This is a genomic window from Filomicrobium insigne, assembly GCF_900104305.1.
GTDB classification, from domain to species: domain Bacteria; phylum Pseudomonadota; class Alphaproteobacteria; order Rhizobiales; family Hyphomicrobiaceae; genus Filomicrobium; species Filomicrobium insigne.
The window spans coordinates 610,543-629,319 of sequence record NZ_FNJC01000001.1 but is presented as its reverse complement, the minus strand read 5'-3'; the positions used below and the strand labels follow the sequence as shown (position 1 = coordinate 629,319).

General features: G+C 58.2%; 17 protein-coding genes. All 17 read left to right on the top strand.

Annotated features, from left to right (window positions below):
* Window positions 1-24: 24 nt before the first annotated feature.
* The 17 genes from BLS30_RS02810 (at window position 25) to BLS30_RS02725 (ending at window position 18,150) form a co-directional block, all read left to right on the top strand.
* Window positions 25-1,359, top strand: a complete 1,335-nt coding sequence (locus BLS30_RS02810) for an ABC transporter substrate-binding protein (protein WP_090226448.1) — start codon at window positions 25-27, stop codon at window positions 1,357-1,359.
* Between the two features lie 216 nt (window positions 1,360-1,575).
* Complete coding sequence (locus BLS30_RS02805; RefSeq protein WP_046477775.1) at window positions 1,576-2,040, top strand: hypothetical protein; 465 nt, start codon at window positions 1,576-1,578, stop codon at window positions 2,038-2,040.
* A 102-nt stretch (window positions 2,041-2,142) separates the two neighbouring features.
* Complete coding sequence (locus BLS30_RS02800) at window positions 2,143-3,894, top strand: efflux RND transporter periplasmic adaptor subunit (RefSeq protein WP_052743776.1); 1,752 nt, start codon at window positions 2,143-2,145, stop codon at window positions 3,892-3,894.
* Between the two features lie 29 nt (window positions 3,895-3,923).
* A complete protein-coding gene (locus BLS30_RS02795; RefSeq protein WP_090226446.1) occupies window positions 3,924-7,178 on the top strand; it encodes an efflux RND transporter permease subunit in 3,255 nt (1,084 codons plus the stop codon).
* Window positions 7,179-7,529 (top strand): copper-binding protein, encoded by a 351-nt coding sequence (locus BLS30_RS02790; RefSeq protein WP_090226444.1) that lies wholly within the window; start codon window positions 7,179-7,181, stop codon window positions 7,527-7,529.
* A 204-nt stretch (window positions 7,530-7,733) separates the two neighbouring features.
* A complete protein-coding gene (locus tag BLS30_RS02785) occupies window positions 7,734-8,453 on the top strand; it encodes a Crp/Fnr family transcriptional regulator (protein ID WP_046477780.1) in 720 nt (239 codons plus the stop codon).
* Window positions 8,454-8,591: 138 nt separating this feature from the next.
* Complete coding sequence (locus BLS30_RS02780) at window positions 8,592-10,538, top strand: TRAP transporter permease (protein ID WP_090226442.1); 1,947 nt, start codon at window positions 8,592-8,594, stop codon at window positions 10,536-10,538.
* A gap of 9 nt (window positions 10,539-10,547) precedes the next feature.
* On the top strand, window positions 10,548-11,243 hold the full coding sequence (locus BLS30_RS02775) for a haloacid dehalogenase type II (RefSeq protein WP_090226439.1): 696 nt from the start codon (window positions 10,548-10,550) through the stop codon (window positions 11,241-11,243).
* A gap of 83 nt (window positions 11,244-11,326) precedes the next feature.
* Entirely contained in the window at window positions 11,327-12,352 is a 1,026-nt protein-coding gene (locus BLS30_RS02770; protein WP_090226438.1) for a TAXI family TRAP transporter solute-binding subunit, read from the top strand.
* 29 nt (window positions 12,353-12,381) lie between these two features.
* The gene (gene nrtS / locus BLS30_RS02765; RefSeq protein ID WP_090226435.1) at window positions 12,382-12,705 is read left to right on the top strand and encodes a nitrate/nitrite transporter NrtS; all 324 of its coding nucleotides are present in this window, start codon (window positions 12,382-12,384) and stop codon (window positions 12,703-12,705) included.
* 14 nt (window positions 12,706-12,719) lie between these two features.
* Window positions 12,720-12,989: a DUF2849 domain-containing protein gene (locus tag BLS30_RS02760; RefSeq protein ID WP_046477788.1), complete on the top strand. Its 270-nt coding sequence runs from the start codon at window positions 12,720-12,722 to the stop codon at window positions 12,987-12,989.
* A gap of 158 nt (window positions 12,990-13,147) precedes the next feature.
* Window positions 13,148-14,683, top strand: coding sequence for an amidase (locus BLS30_RS02755; protein ID WP_090226431.1), 1,536 nt, complete (start codon window positions 13,148-13,150; stop codon window positions 14,681-14,683).
* A gap of 97 nt (window positions 14,684-14,780) precedes the next feature.
* Window positions 14,781-15,272, top strand: coding sequence for a methylated-DNA--[protein]-cysteine S-methyltransferase (locus BLS30_RS02750; RefSeq protein ID WP_090226428.1), 492 nt, complete (start codon window positions 14,781-14,783; stop codon window positions 15,270-15,272).
* Window positions 15,273-16,033: 761 nt separating this feature from the next.
* Window positions 16,034-16,741, top strand: coding sequence for a hypothetical protein (locus tag BLS30_RS02740; RefSeq protein WP_090226422.1), 708 nt, complete (start codon window positions 16,034-16,036; stop codon window positions 16,739-16,741).
* An 86-nt stretch (window positions 16,742-16,827) separates the two neighbouring features.
* A complete protein-coding gene (locus BLS30_RS02735) occupies window positions 16,828-17,016 on the top strand; it encodes an excisionase family DNA-binding protein (RefSeq protein ID WP_090226420.1) in 189 nt (62 codons plus the stop codon).
* 10 nt (window positions 17,017-17,026) lie between these two features.
* Window positions 17,027-17,299 carry a hypothetical protein gene (locus BLS30_RS02730; protein ID WP_090226417.1) on the top strand — a complete coding sequence of 91 codons (273 nt, stop codon included), beginning with the start codon at window positions 17,027-17,029 and terminating at the stop codon, window positions 17,297-17,299.
* 44 nt (window positions 17,300-17,343) lie between these two features.
* Window positions 17,344-18,150 carry an AAA family ATPase gene (locus BLS30_RS02725; protein WP_090226414.1) on the top strand — a complete coding sequence of 269 codons (807 nt, stop codon included), beginning with the start codon at window positions 17,344-17,346 and terminating at the stop codon, window positions 18,148-18,150.
* Window positions 18,151-18,777 lie beyond the last annotated feature (627 nt).

The window sequence follows — 18,777 nt, the reverse complement described above, 5'->3', positions numbered from 1 at the left end:
TTCATCAGGAAGGAGTCTTCAGTTATGACTAAGCACCCCCCGAAGGTCCGCCCCAAGAAGACTGCTTCCGACAAAGGCACCACAAGCGGCGTGACACGTCGCAGTTTTCTGCAAGTCGCGCTAGCCGGCGGGACGGCTGCCGGTGCCTATATCAGCCTCGGCCGCGACATGTCGGCGTTCGCCCAGGCGAGCGGGCCGATCGTGATCGGGCATCACTGCGAACTGACGGGCGGCTTTGCGTCATGGGGCTACTGGCACAACAAGTGCGCGCTCGCCGCGACGAAGGTGATCAACGAGGCAGGCGGTATCGCCGGCCGCAAGCTTGAGCTTGTGACCGAGGATACGGAATCCAATCCTGCTGCCGGTGCACGCAAGCTGCGTTCGCTCATTCAGCGTAGCCGCGCGTCGTTCATCACCGGCTCTGTGCATTCCGGCGTGATGCTCGCGTCGATTCCCGTCGCAAGTGAAATGAAGACAGTCTACTTCTCAACGGGCGAGGCGACCGAGGCGACCGGCGAGAAGGGGACGCGCTACAGCTTCCGTACCGGGACGGACACGTATGGTCTAGCTGCGGCCGGTGCGCCGTGGGCTTATGAGAACCTCGGCAAGACATGGACGATCATCTCGCCGGATTATGCCTGGGGTCATAGCCACTACAAAGAGCACAAAGCCGTCATCGAGAAGCTCGGCGGCAAAGTCCATGAGCCGATCTACGTCCCGCTCGATGCCAAGGATCTGGTTCCTTATCTTGCGCGCATCCCCGAAGACACGGAAGTGCTCTTCTCGGTGTTCTTCGGTGCGCTCTCGGTCGCCTTCTACACGCAGGCCAAGTCCATGGGTCTTGAGAAGACGATGAAGATGTACTCCGTCTCGGGCACCATCGAGGCGATTGCGCCAGCGGATCTGAAGGGCGCCGCTGAGGGTGTTTATATTGTCGAGAACTTCCCGCGCATGCTGAAGTACAAGGACGATGAATTCCATAAGGAGTTCATCAAGCAGATTGGCATCGACGGCGTAAACGCGCGCGAAGAAGGTTCTGACAAAGTCAATGCCAAGAGCCACTCATGGCAGAGCTGGGAAAATCTCTTCGCGCTGAAGCAAGCGATTGAAGGGAGCGGCTGGAAGCAGAAGAGCGATGACCAGGGTGTTATCGAAGCCCTTGAAGGCCTCCAGATGGCGAACTCGCTCGGCTTTCCGCAGGGCGCCAAGACACTCCGTAAGGAGGACCATAGCGGCATGATCGACTGCTACATCAGCCGCATCGAAAACGACGAATTCCACGTCAAGAAGACAGTTGCTAAGGAAGACATGGCTTCCATGCTGACCCCGCGCTACGACTTCTCCAAGCAGGAACTCTGATTTCGCGCCGCAGACAGCAGGCGCGGACTGCCTTGGTCCGCGCTGTCCCTATATTCGGATGAGCTTGAAGTCGCTTGTCGAAACCGGAAAAAGGACTTCCTCATCCCAACGACGTCCCGATCACCATTTCGTAATGACGCATCATACTTTGAGGCTTGACCGCACGCCACAGTCTGGATCAACTAGCGCCCGGTGAAACGGACTAGTCTTGCAACGATGCGCGGACGCAAAAAAATCCTGGGATGCGTGTGCTGTGCCATCCTGATTTGGATGAATGCCATCGCTGGGCTGTTCCCGGCGGTGACCGCGCACGCCGACCACACAGCGCACAACGCGGCGACCACCGCTGAAACGATCCATCACGCCCACGCGGGATCGGCTGGCCTACACGATCATAGCTACGTGGTGCAGGAGGTTTCCCACCACCAATCCGATAATGAGGCAGACTGCGTAGCGACATGCCTCGACCGGATCTCGGACAAACTCGTCCCTAAAATATCTGACACCGAACCGCGACTGGACTGGAAAGTGGTCGCAGTCCATCCGTTACGCATCCAGGCAGTGTGCGCGGACGGATGCCAGATCAACGCTTACTGGCCTGCCGGTCCGCCAAACTTCGGCGGCCTCACAAGAACCGGCACCGAGCGGCTTGTCGCGTTCAACGCCCGCCTGCGAATTTAAGAACCTTTGAAGAGTTCATTGCGCCGCCCTCGATGAAGCGATGGGGCGGTCGAGCCTTGGCGTTTGCACGCCTGGGGCAGGACCCTCTTCAAGGAATTTCTCATGAAATACCATCGGCTTGTGATCGCAGCCTTTCTGGTCATGTTGCTCCCGCTCTCCAGCGGCTTACCAACGTACGCGACGGAAACCCCGGGTAGCCAACCGTCGGACGCAAAGAAGGGTGACGTCAAATGGACGTGCCCGATGCACCCCCACTACATCGCGTCCGAATTCGGTGCTTGTCCTATCTGCGGCATGGATCTGGTCAAACTTGAAAGTGATGGTGCAGCCGAAGCGGCTTCCGAAGGTCAGCAGCGGACGGCGATCGTGGTGGCTCCAGAGACACTTCAAACCATGGGTGTCCGGATAGCGAAGGCCGAGCAAACGAGCTTCGGACGAATCGTCCGGAGCTTCGGCCGCATCTCCGAGAATGAACGGCTGCAAACGGAAATGTCTGCGCGTACCGAGGCCTGGATAGAGGATCTGCGCATCCGGGCCATCGGCGATGCCGTGAGGAAAGGCGACCTTCTGTTTACGCTGTACGCACCGGAGTTCATCGTATCTCAGCGAGACTATCTCGAAGCCCTGAGCGGCCAAAGCCGCACGCGGATCCAATCTGTAGAGACCCGCCTTAAAGCGTTCGGCATGCAGAAGCGCACCATCGCCGAACTCAGACACAGCCGCGAGGTGATGGAGTTTGTGCCCTTTTATGCCGACCGTGACGGCACGGTGACAATGATCGATTTGCGCCCAGGAAGTTACGTGAAGCGCGGCACGATACTCACCAGAATTCAGGATTATTCGCAGGTCTGGCTAATGGTCAGCGTGTCGGAGAAAGACCTCTCCTTTATCGAGCCTGGCATTCCAGCGCGCGTGACCTTTCCCAACATTCCGGGGCGCGAAGTTTTCGCCAAAGTCGAGTACGTCTACCCGACGATTGATCCAGCGACCCGGACAGGGCAGGTGCGCCTCGTTCTTGATAACAAGGACGGGCAGTTACGGCCGGGAGCCTATGCCGATGTCGCCTTTGAAGTTGGAACTGAGCAGCGGCTCGCGGTTCCGTCGGAGGCCATTCTGAAGAGTGGCGGTGCACGATATGTCGTAGCGTCCCTTGGCGGAGGACGATTTGAACCGCGCACCGTGACGACGGGGCTCATTTCGGGACGTTGGACGGAGATCGGCGGCGAGATCGAAGCCGGCGACGATATCGTCGTATCAGGGCAATTCCTCATCGATTCCGAAAGTGCCCTGCGTGAAAGTTTCCGGAAACTTGAGCGGCTGCAACTGCCACTGTCCCTACTCAAGCTCGATTCAGCGCAATTTGCGATGGTCGATCATTTTGTCGATGCCGCGCTCTATCTCCATGAGACGCTAACGGATGGCTACCAGGTTGAGCCGAAGTTTCTAGATCCAGCGATCGAAGTGAAGACGCTTCTGTGGCCAGCTTTCCAGCACACGAGGCTCGCCTTCGTTATGGAAGATGCCGTGAAGGCGATCCGCGATGCGCAGGCAGCCAAAACAGACAGCGAGGTGAAAGCGGCGCTCGCAACGCTTGTCGACGCTGTTGCGCCCTGGATACGCGAAGGGGCGCCGGACCATTATCGCGAAAAGAAGATCGCGCTCTGGAAAGACGACGGATCTGCCCGCATGTGGCTTCAACTCGAAGGGCGCGAGTTGAACCCTTACGGCAAAGGTTCATCGTCAATGATTTCCTACTCTCAGCCTGCACCTGAAGAGGGAGCGGCATCGGCGAATGCCGCTGCGGAAGAAATGCCGTCCACCAAACCCAAGACCATGCCGGGTCATCAGCATTGATCGCGTCGACGCGAAATGGAGGCGCAGCAATGACCACGCGACCTGACGATTTTACAGGCCATGATCCGACGGAGTCTGCGGTCGCGCGGGTCATTGATTGGTCCGTCAATAACCAACTCCTCGTTCTGGTGGGGGCATTGGCGCTCATCATCATGGGATGGCTTGCAATAGAGAAATCGCCGCTCGATGCAATCCCCGACCTCACCGATACGCAAGTCATTATTCGCACGGAGTTTGCCGGCCAGTCGCCTCAAATCGTTGAGGATCTCGTTACATACCCACTCTCAACAACACTGCTCGGACTGCCGCGCACCAAGGCCGTACGTGGCTTCTCGCTGTTCGGAACAAGTTTTGTCTACGTCATTTTTGAAGACGATGTGGACCAGTACTGGGCGCGCTCCCGCGTCATCGAAGCCTTATCGTCGGTTCAAGGATCGCTCCCGGAAAACGCCAATCCACAACTCGGGCCCGACGCGACTGGCGTCGGCTGGATCTTTCAATATGCGCTTGTTGACCACACCGGCACGCGCGACCTGGCGCAGTTGCGCACACTTCAGGATTGGTTCTTGAAGTACGAATTGGCGACGGTCCCTGGCGTATCGGAAGTGGCGTCCGTCGGCGGGTTTGTGAAGGAATACCAAGTCCTTGTCGACCCCAACCGGCTCCGTGCTTACGACGTGCCTCTTTCCCGCATTCGGGAGGCGGTTAAAGCTGCATCCAGTGAGGTTGGCGGCCGGGTGATCGAGCAGGCGGAAACTGAGCTGATCATTCGTTCGACGGGCTACATCCAGAACCTCGATCAGTTGAAGGACGTGGTCGTTTATTCGGCAAGGGGCACGCCGGTTCTTCTGTCTGATATCGCCAACGTGGTGGAAGGTCCGGAACTTCGACGTGGTGTTGTTGAGCTTGGCGGTGACGGAGAAGTCGTCAGCGGTATCATCGTCATGCGCTCAGGTGAAAACGCCCTCGACGTGATTGAGGGGGTAAAGAAGAAGTTGGCCACCCTTCAGGCCGGCCTTCCAAAAGGCGTGGAGATTGTCACGGTCTACGACCGCGCACCGCTCATCCAAGGTGCCGTGAAATACCTGACGACGAAGTTGGTCGAAGAGGGCATCGTCGTCGCAATCGTCTGCTTCCTGTTCCTGCTTCACGTCCGCTCGGCGTTCGTCGCGATCATCACGCTGCCGCTCGGTGTACTTGCTGCATTCATCGTCATGGCAGAGCAGGGCATCACAGCGAACATCATGTCACTTGGGGGTATCGCGATCGCCATAGGTGCGATGGTTGATGCGTCTATCGTCATGGTGGAAAACGCCCACCGGAAACTGTCGGCACTCCCTCAAGAGACATCTGCGCGAGAACGCAGAGACGCTCTCGTTCTGGCGGCAAAGGAAGTGGGGCCGGGGCTGTTCTTCTCACTTCTGATCATCACCGTATCCTTCCTGCCTGTCTTCGCACTCACGGGGCAAAGCTATCGTCTCTTTGCACCCCTCGCCTACACCAAGACTTATGCCATGGCTTTTGCCGCGTTCCTCTCCGTGACGCTGGTCCCAGTGTTGATGTTGTGGCTCGTGCGCGGGCGCCTCCTTCCCGAGATGCGTAATCCGCTGAACTGGGTGTTCGTTTCAGCCTATCGGCCGCTCTTGTCGATTGCACTCAAAGCACGCTGGCTTGTGATCCTGCTTACGTTGGCGGCCACGGTGTCGATTGCGTATCCGATCTGGAACACAGGCAGCGAGTTCATGCCCGCGCTCTATGAGGGTGAGTTGCTTTATATGCCGACGACGCTTCCTGGCGTTTCAATCACAAAGGCGAAGGAGGTGCTGGCTCAGACCAACCGATTGATCAAAACGGTTCCTGAAGTGGAGCGTGTTTTCGGAAAACTCGGCCGCGCCGACACGGCAACAGATCCAGCGCCGATCTCCATGATCGAGACCTGGATCAAGCTCAAACCACAGGACGAATGGCGGCCGGGCCTGACGAAGAACGATCTTATCGCTGAGCTTGATCAACGGACGAAACTTCCCGGCCTCGTCAATTCCTGGGGATACCCGATCAAGATCCGGATGGACATGATCTCAACCGGGATTCGTACACCGATTGGCATCAAAATCTCAGGCGACAATCTGCAGACGATTGAGCGTCTCGCCTTGGCAATTGAGAGTGCCGTCAAGGATGTGCCGGGCACGCGCTCCGCATTTGCTGATCGCGTGCAGGGTGGAAAGTACCTTGAGATCCGGCCGGACCGACGAGAACTCGCCCGCCGTAATATTGATCTTGCCGTCTTCCAATCCGTTATCCAGACGGCGCTGGGCGGGATGAAGCTCGCCGAAAGTGTCCAAGGACGTGAACGCTACGACATTATCCTTCGCTACGATCGCCCGTTCCGCGAGACGACTGAGCAGATTGGCGACATTCTCGTGCCCACACCTGCTGGACATCACATTCCACTCGCGGAACTCGCTGAAATTGCGTACGTCGACGGCCCGCCGCTCATCCGCTCCGAGAATGCGCGACTGACTGGCTGGGTCTTTGTCGACATCGCGGATCGCGATATCGGCGGATACGTAGCGGAAGCTCAAAGCATCATTGCGGGTTCGATCGATCTGCCGCCCGGCTATGCGATATCCTGGTCCGGTCAGTTTGAGCAAATGCAGGAGGCGCGTGAACGGCTGACGATCGCGATCCCGGCTGTGGTGCTCATTATCTTCGTCCTGCTGATGCTGCACTTCGGTAAGCTCGACCGGACGCTCATCATCATGCTGTCGTTGCCGTTCGGGCTGATCGGCGGCCTCTGGGCCGTTTATCTCGCAGGCTATAATTTCTCGGTCGCCGTTGCCGTCGGGTTCATCGCGCTTGGCGGGATCGCGGTCGAAACAGCCGTTGTGATGTTGCTGTACATTGATCAGCAGATGCGCGAGCGCCCACCGAAAAGCTTCGCTGAACTTCAGGACGCGGTCATTGCCGGTGCCGCCATGCGTGTGCGCCCCAAACTAATGACGGTCCTCACAATCGTGGCAGGTCTCGCGCCGATCTTTTTCACTGAGGGACTGGGCGCCGACGTTATGCGGCGCATCGCGTTGCCCATGCTCGGCGGCATGGCCTCCACCACGCTCCTCACGATGTTCGTCATTCCAGTCGTCTATCTCATTTGGGAGGGGCGGCGTTTCAACACGAAATCCAACGACATTCAGCGCGATAGCACTGAGGTCCGTCCTCTCGCACATCCCGCTGAACAGCACGGCGGATTTCCAGCTCGTCTCAATCCAAAGGAGGAAGTTTAAATGGTTAGAACGTTCGTTTCCGCTGCGGTACTGGGCCTCTTCATCAGTACGAGCCCTGTCGCATCGCAAGACATGAAAATGGATCATTCCGTCCATGGTCAAATGGAGGTGAAGCCGGGCACGGAAGCTTCTGGCGTTGGTGTTATCAATTCGGTTGATGCTGACAAAGGCCTCATCAACTTGACTCACGAACCGATGCCGGACGTAGGCTGGCCGACCATGACGATGGACCTACCTGTAACCAAGCATGTGGAACTCGGCGGCATCAAAGCGGGAGACAAGGTCGATTTCAAAGTAAAGCTTGGCCGGGACAAGCAATACCGCGCAATCGAGATTCTGCCCGCGAAGTAGCGCCAACAAGCGTCTGGACACGGCACGTGTCTGGACGCTTTCTTTAGGCCGAACAGTCATCCCATGTTACGGGCGATCAAGAAGCCCGCTTGAGAAAACTACGGAGCTGGAGAAGCTCTTTACAAGGGGGCTCCCCTCAAAGGCGATTTGTCTCTAGATTAGGAACGCCTAGGCTTTGTCAGCAACTGGAATTGCAAACCCCAAATGTTGGATCGTGACGAGAAAACCATTTCGATCGATCCTCAGGACATTGCGGTTCTGCCTGACCTGAGCGTTGAGGCTCGGGAAGCGCTATTCCGCGCCGGAGAACTGCGCATCCTCCCTGCAGGAAGTCAGCTATTCGAGCAGGAATCTACCCATACCCATACCTCCTTGATCCTAGATGGGCTCGTGCGGGTCTACTACGTCTCCCCATCTGGGAAAGAATCGACGCTGTCCTATTGGAGCGCAGGAGATCTTGTCGGTGGGCCGGACCTATTCGAGAGGGCGGGGCACGTCTGGTCAGGAAAAACCCTCAGCCGCACGCGACTATTGTCGATCAGCGGTGAAAGGGCAGGGAGTGTGGCGCGGGCCCACCCGGAAGTTCTCTGGTGGTTTCATCGCAGCCTGACAGCAAAGCTGCGTTGGGTATCGATCCTGTATCAGCTACTCGGCACTGAAAACGTCCGAGAGCGGCTCGCGCGGTTGCTATTGCTCCTGTGTGAATCCTACGGCGAGCAATGCGGTCAAGGCACTCTCATCCGTTACTGGGTGAACCAAGGCGATATCGCGACGCTCATTGGGTCGTCACGTCAATGGACAAACCGGGGACTCCAGGATTTCCGGCGCGTGGGACTGATCGATATTCAGGATCGGCACATCATCGTGATCGATATCGAAGGTCTGCAAGACCTCATCGAAGCCGACGACGGCCCCTGCCTCTAGCGCGTTTCTTTTTCGACGAATTCATGCAGCTGTCATCCAATTGACAGGAGCATACCGCGCCATCTGCTAGCTTTTCTTTGCCAAAACATAAGCGCTGAAATGAGCGCATAGAGGAAACGCAAAGAGGAGCGAGTAACCGTGCTCGGCTATACGTCTATTCGACTGCTTCGAGACGCGACCATAGCCCTGGCAATAGCATATCAACTTGCTATTATTATCTATCCAATCCATGGCGCCCTCGAATTTTACTACTTCCATCTCGGACTGGTGCTCGCAGTCGTGGGGCTATCGCTCCTGACGGAGTGGTCAGCTTCCGACGCTTCCCCCAAAGCACGCTTGGGGCGATGGCCGCTCATCGCTGTCCTTATCATTGGCTTGGCGGCCACCGCCTATCTTCACCTGATCGTTGGCGAGTTAGAACTGCGCCAGCCCTTCATCACCCAGACGGACTTCATTGCCGGCTTTTGCGTACTCGCAGCCGTTATTGTGTTGGTCTATCTCGTCTGGGGCAGTGTCCTGGCAGGTTTGATATTCCTGTCCACGCTCTATTTCGCATTCGGGGATCTGCTACCTGGTGCGTTCAACTACGAATCCCCCAGTAGCGACGTCATCATGAGCTACCTCGCTGGCATGGGCGGCGCGCGTGGCGTGCTCTGGGGGATTCCCGTTTCCGCCGATACGTTGTTCCTGATCATCCTCTTCGGTGGACTGCTGAAGGGAACGCGTATTCTCGACATGTTCAACGAGGTCGGGAAGCTGCTCCTCAGCGTAAGCCGCGGCGGGATTTGCTATTCGAGTATCCTGGCCAGTTCGGCTATCGGCATGGTCACGGGACAAGCAGTCGCCAATGTCGCCTTGTCAGGCCCGGTCACGATCACCTCGATGAAGCAACGAGGGCTAAGCGGGGCCGCGGCGGGTGCAGTTGAAGTTGTCTCGTCGCTCGGCAGTCAGCTCATTCCACCCATCATGGGCTTGGGCGGATTTCTAATCGCCGTCAATCTTGGTGTTCCTTACGTCGAAGTCGCTGCAGCTGCGATCATACCCGCGTTCTTGTTCGTTCTGACGGTCTTCATCGCGGCCTATTTCCTGGCGGAAGCCACGCCAGGCCTCGAGCGCTCCAACGAGCCGGTCGATGTCGCAGGGATCTTGTGGACGCTGCCGTCATTCCTGATTTCGTTCGGCGTGCTCGTTACCCTTCTCTACCTGCGCTATTCGGCTGGTTATGCAGCGTTCTGGGCGCTCGGGCTATTGCTTACGCTCTCTTTCCTGCGGCCGGCGCAGTATCGCCCCAGTTGGACAGAGCTTTGGGCTGGCGCGACTTACGGTACGATTTCCGCTCTGCAGCTTGGTCTGATCATGGCAGGCATCGGTATTCTGGTGCAGGTCCTGATCACGACCGGAGCGGGCTTCGAGTTGGGCCGCACGATCATGGTCGCGGCGGGCGATAACGTGGCGCTCGGACTGCTTCTTGGCATGGTCTTGTCCATGCTTATCGGCCTCGGCCTGCCGACGCCCGCAGCCTATGCGCTGATCGCCATCGTGATGATCCCGTTCTTGATTGATCTCGGCGTCCCGGCAATGGCCGCGCACTTCTTCGGGTTCTACTTCGCGATCTTCTCCGCTGTTACACCGCCGGTCGCCGTCGGCGTTCTGGCGGCGACCCGGATTTCGGGAGCCGGGTTCTACGCCACCGTACGTGAAGCAGCCCGTATGTCGCTTGTCGCGATCCTGATCCCCTACACGTTCGTCGTCTTCCCCTCGATCCTGGCATTCCCCGATGTCGGGCTGAGAGCCACGTTTGCCTGCCTGTCACTGATGGCAGCAATCGTGATGTGGGGCGCCGCGATTTATGGGGTCATGGGACGGCCGTTGCGTCGGATCGAGCGTCTGGCTCTGCTCCTCGGCCCCGCGCTGCACTGCGCCTACCTGGCGACTCAGTGGGTTCTCGTCGCAGCCATCGTCATCGCTGCTGCGATCGTTCTGATCCTCCGTACCTGGCAGGAACAGCGCCGCAAAGAGGTCGGTTCGTCGCCGGTCGCTCTCGGCCCCTACTCGATTTCCAAACCCAGTTCACTCAAACCATAGGAGACTAATATGACTAAGACACTTCTCTTCGATACCTGGGGTACCCTCGTCGATAACTACTCGATCGCCGATGTCATCGAACAGTACGTCCAAGAATCCCACTTGGCCCATCGGATCGCTGCTGATTGGCGCTTCCAACAGAAATGGGCGATGTTCTACACGACCCTGGCCGACAACTTCGTCCCCCACCCAGACCTTACCGAAGCTTGTCTCCGCTGGGCTCTGGAACATCAGGGCGTAAAGCTCAGCTGCGCCACGATCAAAGAAATCAACGGCGAGTATCACCGGCTGCGGGCCTACCCGGATGTCATTGGCGCCCTCAAGTCGTTCAAGGAGCAGGGCCTGACGGTCAAGATCGTCGCCAACCCGACCAAGAAGATGATCGAAGATCACAGTCGCTTCGCGGGAACGATCGACTACATCGATGAGATCATAAGCTCCGGCGAGGAGGCCCGCGCGTTCAAGCCTTCACCAAGGGTTTTCCAACTTGGAATTGAGCGTGCCGGATGCGCCAAGGAAGACATTCTGTGGGTCACGGGCCACTTCTGGGAAGTGGTTGGAGCCATGCGTCAGGGCCTGCGCTGCGCTTGGACCAATAGAGCCCGTCAGCCCATGCTGCAGATCGGCGTACAGCCGACCTACATCACCGCGAACCTCCAGGAACTGGCTGACACGCTCGCCCAGGAATCCAGAAAGGTAGCTTAACCCCAAAAGCAGGTGCCCGGCTTTACCGGGCGCCTGCTCACGCACGACCAAACAATCAAAAATCAATTTGGGAGGAAGACGTTATGAAACAGGTGACCCTGCGGACGCTACTCTCTGCGGCTGCGCTTTTGCTTGTCGCCGCTCCGGCGACCGCTCAACAAACAGTCCGAATTATGACGTCCCCCAGTGGCTCAGGCCCCTACAACGCCTTCGCCGCTATCCAGACCCACATGGAGCAATTTTCAAAGACCCTGCGTCTCAAAGTGGAAGAGACGTCCGGCTTCAATTTCAACGTCAAGGCAATGGCGACACAACCTAATCGTCACAAGGATACGCTGTTTGGGTCCGGTAGCGTTCTGGATTGGGCAGCGAAGACAGGGTTGGCGCCCTTCTACCTGAAGCCGCTTCCCAACGCTGAAGACTTCCGTATCGTTGCGGTGCTGGGCCTTTCCTACAATGTGTGGGTCACGCTCAATCCGGAGATTCGCACCCCTTCGGATTTCGTCGGACGTCGGGTCGGAATCGGACTTCTCACGCAAAACGAATGGGGCATGCACCAACGCATGCTACTCGACGGATGGAAGCTGACGCCCAAGCTCACGAGCTTGGATACGCTCGGTACGAGCCCGAATATCGAAGCTCTACTCGATGGACGGACGGACGTCGGAACGCTGTTCGGTGTAACCAGCGCGGATGGCAAGCATACCGTGGTCAGCGGTCCGCACCGGCAGATCGAAGCGTCGAACCGAGACTGGCGCTATGTACAGGTGCCGGCTGAGATGACGGAAGAGTACAATAAGAAAACCGGCGCACCCTTCCGCATCGTTAAATACGAACCCAATGTTCTGCCAAATCAACCCGATCCCCTCGTTACTTTTGGGGACCTGCTATTGCTGGAAGCGCATGTTTCCTTTCCAGAGGAACTCGCAGCGGAACTGATCCGGGTGATGGTCAAGAACTACGACAAGATCGCCCAGTATAACGCGTTCACGAAGGCATGGACGCCCGCGACGCTCGCCTATGGCGCTTCCGAAAATCCAGACGCTTTTCATCCCGGGTCGCTTCGTGCGTTCCGTGAGCTCGGCCTCATGGAAACGGCAGTGCGATAGGCGGTGGAAGCGGGGGGGATTTGCTTCGCATGGCGTGGGATGTTGAAACGGAGAGAGGTAAACGTGGTGCTCCCAGTCGTCCGGCGGCTCACGGATCGGCACTTCGTTCGGCCTTCTCCTGGCATGTGGTGAAGCGGTCTCTTCTCATCGCTACAGCGGTTGGGACAGTTCTCAACCTCATCAATCAGGGGGACGCTATTGCCGGCAACGCAGAGGTGGAATGGGGCAAACTGATCCTCACGTTCTGCGTCCCATTTTTTTCCGCCACGTTAGGTGCTTACGCCGCGCAGGGTGACGTTCAGTGCGAGGGTCGCCTTCGTGACGTGACTATGTCGCACGAAGACCTGGGCTAGGTGGTTATCTGTTCATGACAAGCATCATTTTTTCCAGACCAACCGGTTCCCGATACGTCGTGTACTACGCAGGGACGGGCGATTGGGTGCGCGACATACGTGAAGCCGCGCTGGCCCGGAACCGAGCCGATCTCCTCAAAATAAAAGAAGCCGCGCAGAAGGACTGTGACGCGCAGATTGTCGACAATGTCTATGCGCTCAATGTCGACGTGGTCGACGGCCGCCCTATTGTGGCGCCGTTTATCCGCGAGCGCATACGGATACTCCTTGGCTCCGCACAATAAGCTCAGAGTGTGGCTATCCATAATGCTGGGTGGCGGAAAACGTTGATGCGAACGCATGTTCCGCCATCCACGGTTTTTCCATCAAAAAACTGGACACATTGTCTCAATAACTGCAAGAGTAATGCTGCATAAAAAAATGGCAGGAGGAAACGTTCCTTATGGACGCTAATAAAAACAAGGGCCTAAATCGGAGAGACGTGCTTGCCGGGGCGACTGCTGCGGCTGGCATCCTTGCGGTTGCAGGAACGAGCACGCGAGCGCTTGCGGGTGCATCAGCCGGGAATGAAGGTCTTCCGAACTCGGTGGTTGAGGCTGGAAAACGCTTCCGTTCCGGCTCTCTGACATCGAAGCAGCTCACAAAAGCCTACCTTAGCGGCATCGAAAAACTTGAGCCGCAGTTGAACGCGTTCATCTCGGTCCTGAAGGAGGAAGCGCTCCGCACTGCCGCGGAACGCGATGAAGAACTTAAGAATGGCAAAGACCGCGGGCCACTGCACGGCATTCCGATTGTCATCAAGGATCTCATGGATGTCGAGGGGACCAAGACAACGGTCGGGTCCGAGGCATTTAAGGATCGCCAGTCGACGTCTGACGCCACTGTCGTTCGCAAATTGAAGGAAGCCGGTTGCATCCTCCTTGGAAAGACGAACATGAACGCCTTCGCGGCAGGCGTTTCAGGAACGAACACAACATTCGGCGATGCTCACAACCCTTGGGATCTTGATCGTTCGCCGGGTGGTTCCTCCAGTGGAACCGGTGCCGCCATCGCCGCCAATCTCTGCCTTGGCGGACCTGGCACCGATACCGGCGGATCGATCCGCGTGCCGGCCTCTTGGGTTGGCATAGCGGGTATCCGGCCAACGTTCGGGCTGGTCAGCCTGAAGGGGCTCTATCCGCGCTCGCACAGCCTCGACACGACGGGGCCACTTGCGCGTAATGTGCGCGACCTCGCGATATTCATGGACGCAATGGTGGGCTTCGATCCTGAAGACAAGAACTCGGCGCTCGCGCAGCCTCGGGTCAGCTACACGGCGGCATTGAAGGATGGCGTGAAGGGCCTGCGTATCGGTATCGTTGACAACTATACCTATGCGGACATCGACGAACCGGTCGCTGCTGCAGTCAAGGAGGCAGAGAAGACGTTCAAGGACCTAGGCGCCGAAATCGTGCCTATCAAGGTCAAGCCTCTGGAGGGGCAACTCGATTACGCAAAACTCTTCAGCGAAATCCTTCTCTATGAGTTCAATCAGATCCTTGGCGATCAGTTTCGCTCCACACCGGACGCGGAACGGCTCTTCGGGCCGATCGTCACCGACAACATCGCGAAGGGATCAAAGGTTACGGCCGAGCAATACGAAAGCCGGATTCGCGAGCGTCCCTTCGTGATCGCGGAAGTCAAAGAAGCCTTCCGATCTGTCGATGCATTTCTGACGCCTTCCCTACCGACAACCGCACCGCTGCTCAAAGCCGCGGCTAAGGACTTTGGACGTGGACGCCAGTTCACGATCCCCTTCAGCTACACAGCTCTGCCGTCGGTCGCCATTCCTTGCGGTTTCTCGCCGGAGGGGCTTCCTATTGGCATGCAGCTCGTCGGCAATCACTTCCAGGAAGCGCTGTTGCTCCGGATGGCTGCGGCGTTCGAGGATGCCACTGCGTTTCACAAGCGTCGCCCGCCTATCTTCTTTGAAGCTTGAGTGGAATTTTTATCGACCCGTTGATGCTTAGCTAGCGGTATACTTTGGGGGAAGGCGACACCAAGCGCCTTCCCCACCTCCAACGCGTTTGTGAAACATGGGCTGCGCTTACAAGATTATGGGTTCGCCTGTCGGACAGCTCAAGCTGGTCGCAAGCGATGATGGCTTGGCTGCGGTTCTTTGGGAAAACGACGATCCTCATCGGGTCAAGCTCGGAGAGCTTTCCGAGCGTGTTGATCACCCACTCCTGTTACAAGCAGAGGCTGAGCTGACCGAATATTTTAACGGGAAGCGGACAGCGTTTTCCGTTCCGCTCGATCTGGTTGGTACTGATTTTCAGAAAAAAGTTTGGGGTGCACTTCAAGGTATCCCATTCGGAGAAACACAAACATACGCGGACCTCGCGAAAATTATTGGCAGTCCCAAAGCGTCGCGCGCTGTCGGTGCAGCCATCGGCAAAAATCCTGTGTCGATCATTACGCCGTGCCATAGAGCCATCGGCTCCGACGGCTCATTGACCGGCTTTGCGGGCGGTCTCGATGCAAAGAGATTCCTTCTCGCTCTCGAGGGCTACCGGTTCTTAATTTGAACTCAGGGATGCTGGCTTGTGCTGCGGCGAGTTTGATCTCGTTGCGGCTCGTCGCCGAACGCCCGAAATCACGAGTCATCTGGCTGACCGAGGCTGTTAGGCGCGTCAGCCAAACGATCAAAAGACCTCAGGCGTCGATAGAATTTGGAGTTCGGCTTGCCGTTCAAGGCGAGATGGGCGCGAAGGGGCAGGGCTGAAATTTTGCCCGTAACGTGGTGATCGAGCCGAGCAGCTGGTCGAGCTTGTTGACCGAAGCCGATCTATCCGAAGCCGCTGGAGGTCATTCCCTGTTGGGCGGACAGCGTGCTACGCCGAGCCCTCCGCAAGATCCCTACCGCGGTCTCTCCAGTGTACCTCATCGTTGAGCGTGACAGGCGCGAGTATAGGATCGTCGCTACTCTTTGAAGACGGAGGCAGTAGAGCAATGCGCGGGCTCCGATTGATCTTCAAACGGCAGCTGAAACACGCTTTCTGAACTGATAACTGGATGGGTCTGAACGCTCGTTGGCCGCGCCATAAGCAGCACCCCTGTGTAGCAGTGGGGCGACCGATTTCTCAATGATGCTAAAATCGTACGGCGTTGCAGACCCTGAAGAAAGTGATGGTGCCAGGAGAGGCATTTAATTAATGGTCTTAGCTATTGTTATTATTAGATTATGTTCTTGGCGTCGCGATCCAATACCAACCATTGTACCAACTTTCTGGGTACGTCCTCCGTCAACGGCCTTGCTCGTTCGAGTGGTTCTGGCTACGTCGTGACAATGGCTCACGACGACCCTCCAGACGACCTCCACCTCCTGCACATCGACGCGCATGGGGTGCTCCGTCACCGCATCGAACTCGACCGCATGCCGGCGCCGGGGCAGCCGTGGCGTGTCGAGGGGCTGGCAGCAAAAATCCCCTGGCGTATCCCCATCTCAGTCAACGAAGCAAGCTTGTACGCAGGGCTGGCTGTTCTCCGAGCCCATGAAGACGCACGTGCCGCTCTCAACAGGGTACGCGGTAGACGCGAACGAGAACATATGGCGCGCTATGGCCCATTGAACTTGCGCGATCCTGTCGCCGCTCTAGAGCGAGGCGAAGAAAGCACCTATACGACCGTCGCGGGTGGCGACCTCGCGGCTGCGCTGGGCGTCACGAGGCGTCCCGACGAGGATGCCGCAAGCTTCGCTGCGCGGGTCAGGGAGGCAGGCCGCTCAGGCTCTGGTCGAGCCGAGGCAGCGGACGTCCGGGCCTTCATTGAGAGCTTGGCGAATTGGTGGTGGCGCCAGACACACAGGCGGCCGAACGGCCGCACGAGTGCCGTTTCGGCTCGGGCGGATCGGACGCGCAGACGGCCCGTGACATTTCTTGAGTTTGTGGAGGCTGCTTTCCAGGATGCGGGCGGCCGGGGCAGCATTGCTCGAAGCGTCCGCACTGTCCTGGACGAGCTGAACCGGGGCGACCCCTTACCGCCTTGGACACGCTAGCGCGATTTCTGTCCACAAAAGCTTGGACCGGAAACGTCAAGGTCCTCCCACGTCCTGCAACGGGCAGGCGTGAACTAGGAGGACCCATGACAGAAAAGAACGCCTACTCACCTGCTGAGATTTGCCGTCGTAACGGCATCGGGAAGACGACACTCTACGCCGAGATCAAGGCCGGTCGCTTGGAGGCCATCAAAGTTGGCCGCAAGACACTGATTACCGCGTCGGCGGAGCAGACGTGGCTGACCACTCTGCCGCGCCTGTCGGCTCAAGCGTAGGAGGTGCGGAATGGCAAAGTGCAACACGCATCGGCTGGGGAACACCGCTCCGGGGCTGAAAGACACTAACCTAGGTACCGTCGCTCATCTCAGGTACGAGCCATTGCGAACAGGCATGTGGATAGTCTTCTTGGGGCTTCAACGGCTGGCTGTCCTTATATCATCAGGTGCCAAGGGTTTCTCAGTCTACCGCCAGAAGCCTGAAGGGCTGCGGCTGCTGGGAGACTACCACGCGACCGTTCCGGCCGCCCTGGCAGCTCTTCTGCGCGAGGTGCGCTGGTGACCCAAGCAGACAAGTCCACTCGCCGGAACAAGGGAGGTGCGCCGATGCACCTCCGGTTCCTAGACGATCCACCACCACCGCCGCAGGAATGGCTGGTTCACGGACTATTCCCCAAGGGCTGCGTCACAGTTGTGGCGGGCGCTGCAGGTTGCGGAAAGACGGCTCTTGTCACCAACCTCGTAGTAGCTGGATGCACGGGTGGCTCATGGCTTGACATCCCAGTGAACGGCGGGCCGACCTTGTGGCTCGCCGCTGAAGCGGCGGCGAGCACTGAGCGACGCCTCCGCGCGCTGGCCGACACTGGGTCCCGGACCCTGCCGATCTCGATCGCGTCTCCGGTTCCTAACCTTCTGGACGAGGACGCCTTCGAAGCGATCAGTACTGCCATAGACGCGGTCTCGAAGCGTCTTGGAGTTCCGATCGAGATCGTCGTCCTAGATGCCCTCGCCAGTTCCATGCGTGGCGCTGACGAGAACGCGGCTAGAGATATGACGCGCGTCATGGGCGTGTTGCTCGATCTTGTCGAGAAGAAGAACGTCACGGTTATCGTGCTGGCTCACACGGGCAAGTCGGGCGACGCCAACGTCAGGGGACATTCATCGGTTATAGCCGATGCAACGGCCGCATTCGCCATCACCGAGAAGTCCGGCTGTAAGCGGCTCATTTGCCTTAAGCAGCGCGACCACGAGATGTCGAAGCCCATACCGTTGCACATCGTTGCAGACTGTTCCGCGTTGCGGGTGGAGCGCGTCGCTGATGAGCGAGGCGAACCAGCAGAGCGTGAAGGCGGCGTAACGTCAGCAGAAAGCGTCAGCCCAGCACCCCCTTTGGGGGGTGCGCTGACGCACTGACGCGCCATCGCGGGCGCTCGAGCCGTCAGGATGACAGTCGGCGTTGGTACTGGGCCCCTGCCATCGCGCCAGTGCGCGCCGCAACCGAGCGAGGGGGGGGTTACCCTCTGGGTCCTTCCTAGCCCCTACCACCCCTTGCGGGGCGCGGCACCGCATAAAGTGCACGTTTTCCGGCTTTCAATTTATCGTTTTTGTTTTGATCTCGGAATTATTCGCCTGACGCACGGAGGGTCAATCTCCCGCTGGCGGAGGAGCCCAGCTGAGAGCGCTTCGGTACGAGCAACGAGAGGGTCGATCTCCGCATGGGCGGAGGAACCAATTGGTGCACTTTTGTCAAGCGTGGCCTGATGGGACCATCTCCGCGTGTGCGGAGGAGCCCGAGACGTAAACTCGCTTGGGTCAAACAGCATGGGTCGACCTCCGCGTGGGCGGAGGAACCGCACTTTCAAACGTCACTGCGCCGATGATATTGGGACGACCTCCGCGTGGGCGGAGGAACCGTGCCGCCGCTTGAACGGCTGCGGCTTCGCTCGGGACGACCTCCGCGTGGGCGGAGGAACCGTGCGCGCGACGCGGACAACTTCATCAAAGCAGGGACGACCTCCGCGTGGGCGGAGGAACCCCCCT

Bases quoted from the DNA above. Each gene is read 5' to 3' on its own strand.
- BLS30_RS02735 (WP_090226420.1), top strand. From the start codon at position 16,828: ATGACAGAAAAGAACGCCTACTCACCTGCTGAGATTTGCCGTCGTAAC.
- BLS30_RS02730 (WP_090226417.1), top strand. From the start codon at position 17,027: ATGGCAAAGTGCAACACGCATCGGCTGGGGAACACCGCTCCGGGGCTG.
- BLS30_RS02805 (WP_046477775.1), top strand. From the start codon at position 1,576: ATGCGCGGACGCAAAAAAATCCTGGGATGCGTGTGCTGTGCCATCCTG.
- BLS30_RS02800 (WP_052743776.1), top strand. From the start codon at position 2,143: ATGAAATACCATCGGCTTGTGATCGCAGCCTTTCTGGTCATGTTGCTC.
- BLS30_RS02760 (WP_046477788.1), top strand. From the start codon at position 12,720: ATGACAAGCATCATTTTTTCCAGACCAACCGGTTCCCGATACGTCGTG.
- BLS30_RS02785 (WP_046477780.1), top strand. From the start codon at position 7,734: ATGTTGGATCGTGACGAGAAAACCATTTCGATCGATCCTCAGGACATT.
- BLS30_RS02750 (WP_090226428.1), top strand. From the start codon at position 14,781: ATGGGCTGCGCTTACAAGATTATGGGTTCGCCTGTCGGACAGCTCAAG.
- BLS30_RS02810 (WP_090226448.1), top strand. From the start codon at position 25: ATGACTAAGCACCCCCCGAAGGTCCGCCCCAAGAAGACTGCTTCCGAC.
- BLS30_RS02790 (WP_090226444.1), top strand. From the start codon at position 7,179: ATGGTTAGAACGTTCGTTTCCGCTGCGGTACTGGGCCTCTTCATCAGT.
- BLS30_RS02775 (WP_090226439.1), top strand. From the start codon at position 10,548: ATGACTAAGACACTTCTCTTCGATACCTGGGGTACCCTCGTCGATAAC.
- BLS30_RS02725 (WP_090226414.1), top strand. From the start codon at position 17,344: ATGCACCTCCGGTTCCTAGACGATCCACCACCACCGCCGCAGGAATGG.
- BLS30_RS02755 (WP_090226431.1), top strand. From the start codon at position 13,148: ATGGACGCTAATAAAAACAAGGGCCTAAATCGGAGAGACGTGCTTGCC.
- BLS30_RS02740 (WP_090226422.1), top strand. From the start codon at position 16,034: ATGGCTCACGACGACCCTCCAGACGACCTCCACCTCCTGCACATCGAC.
- BLS30_RS02795 (WP_090226446.1), top strand. From the start codon at position 3,924: ATGACCACGCGACCTGACGATTTTACAGGCCATGATCCGACGGAGTCT.
- BLS30_RS02770 (WP_090226438.1), top strand. From the start codon at position 11,327: ATGAAACAGGTGACCCTGCGGACGCTACTCTCTGCGGCTGCGCTTTTG.
- nrtS (WP_090226435.1), top strand. From the start codon at position 12,382: ATGGCGTGGGATGTTGAAACGGAGAGAGGTAAACGTGGTGCTCCCAGT.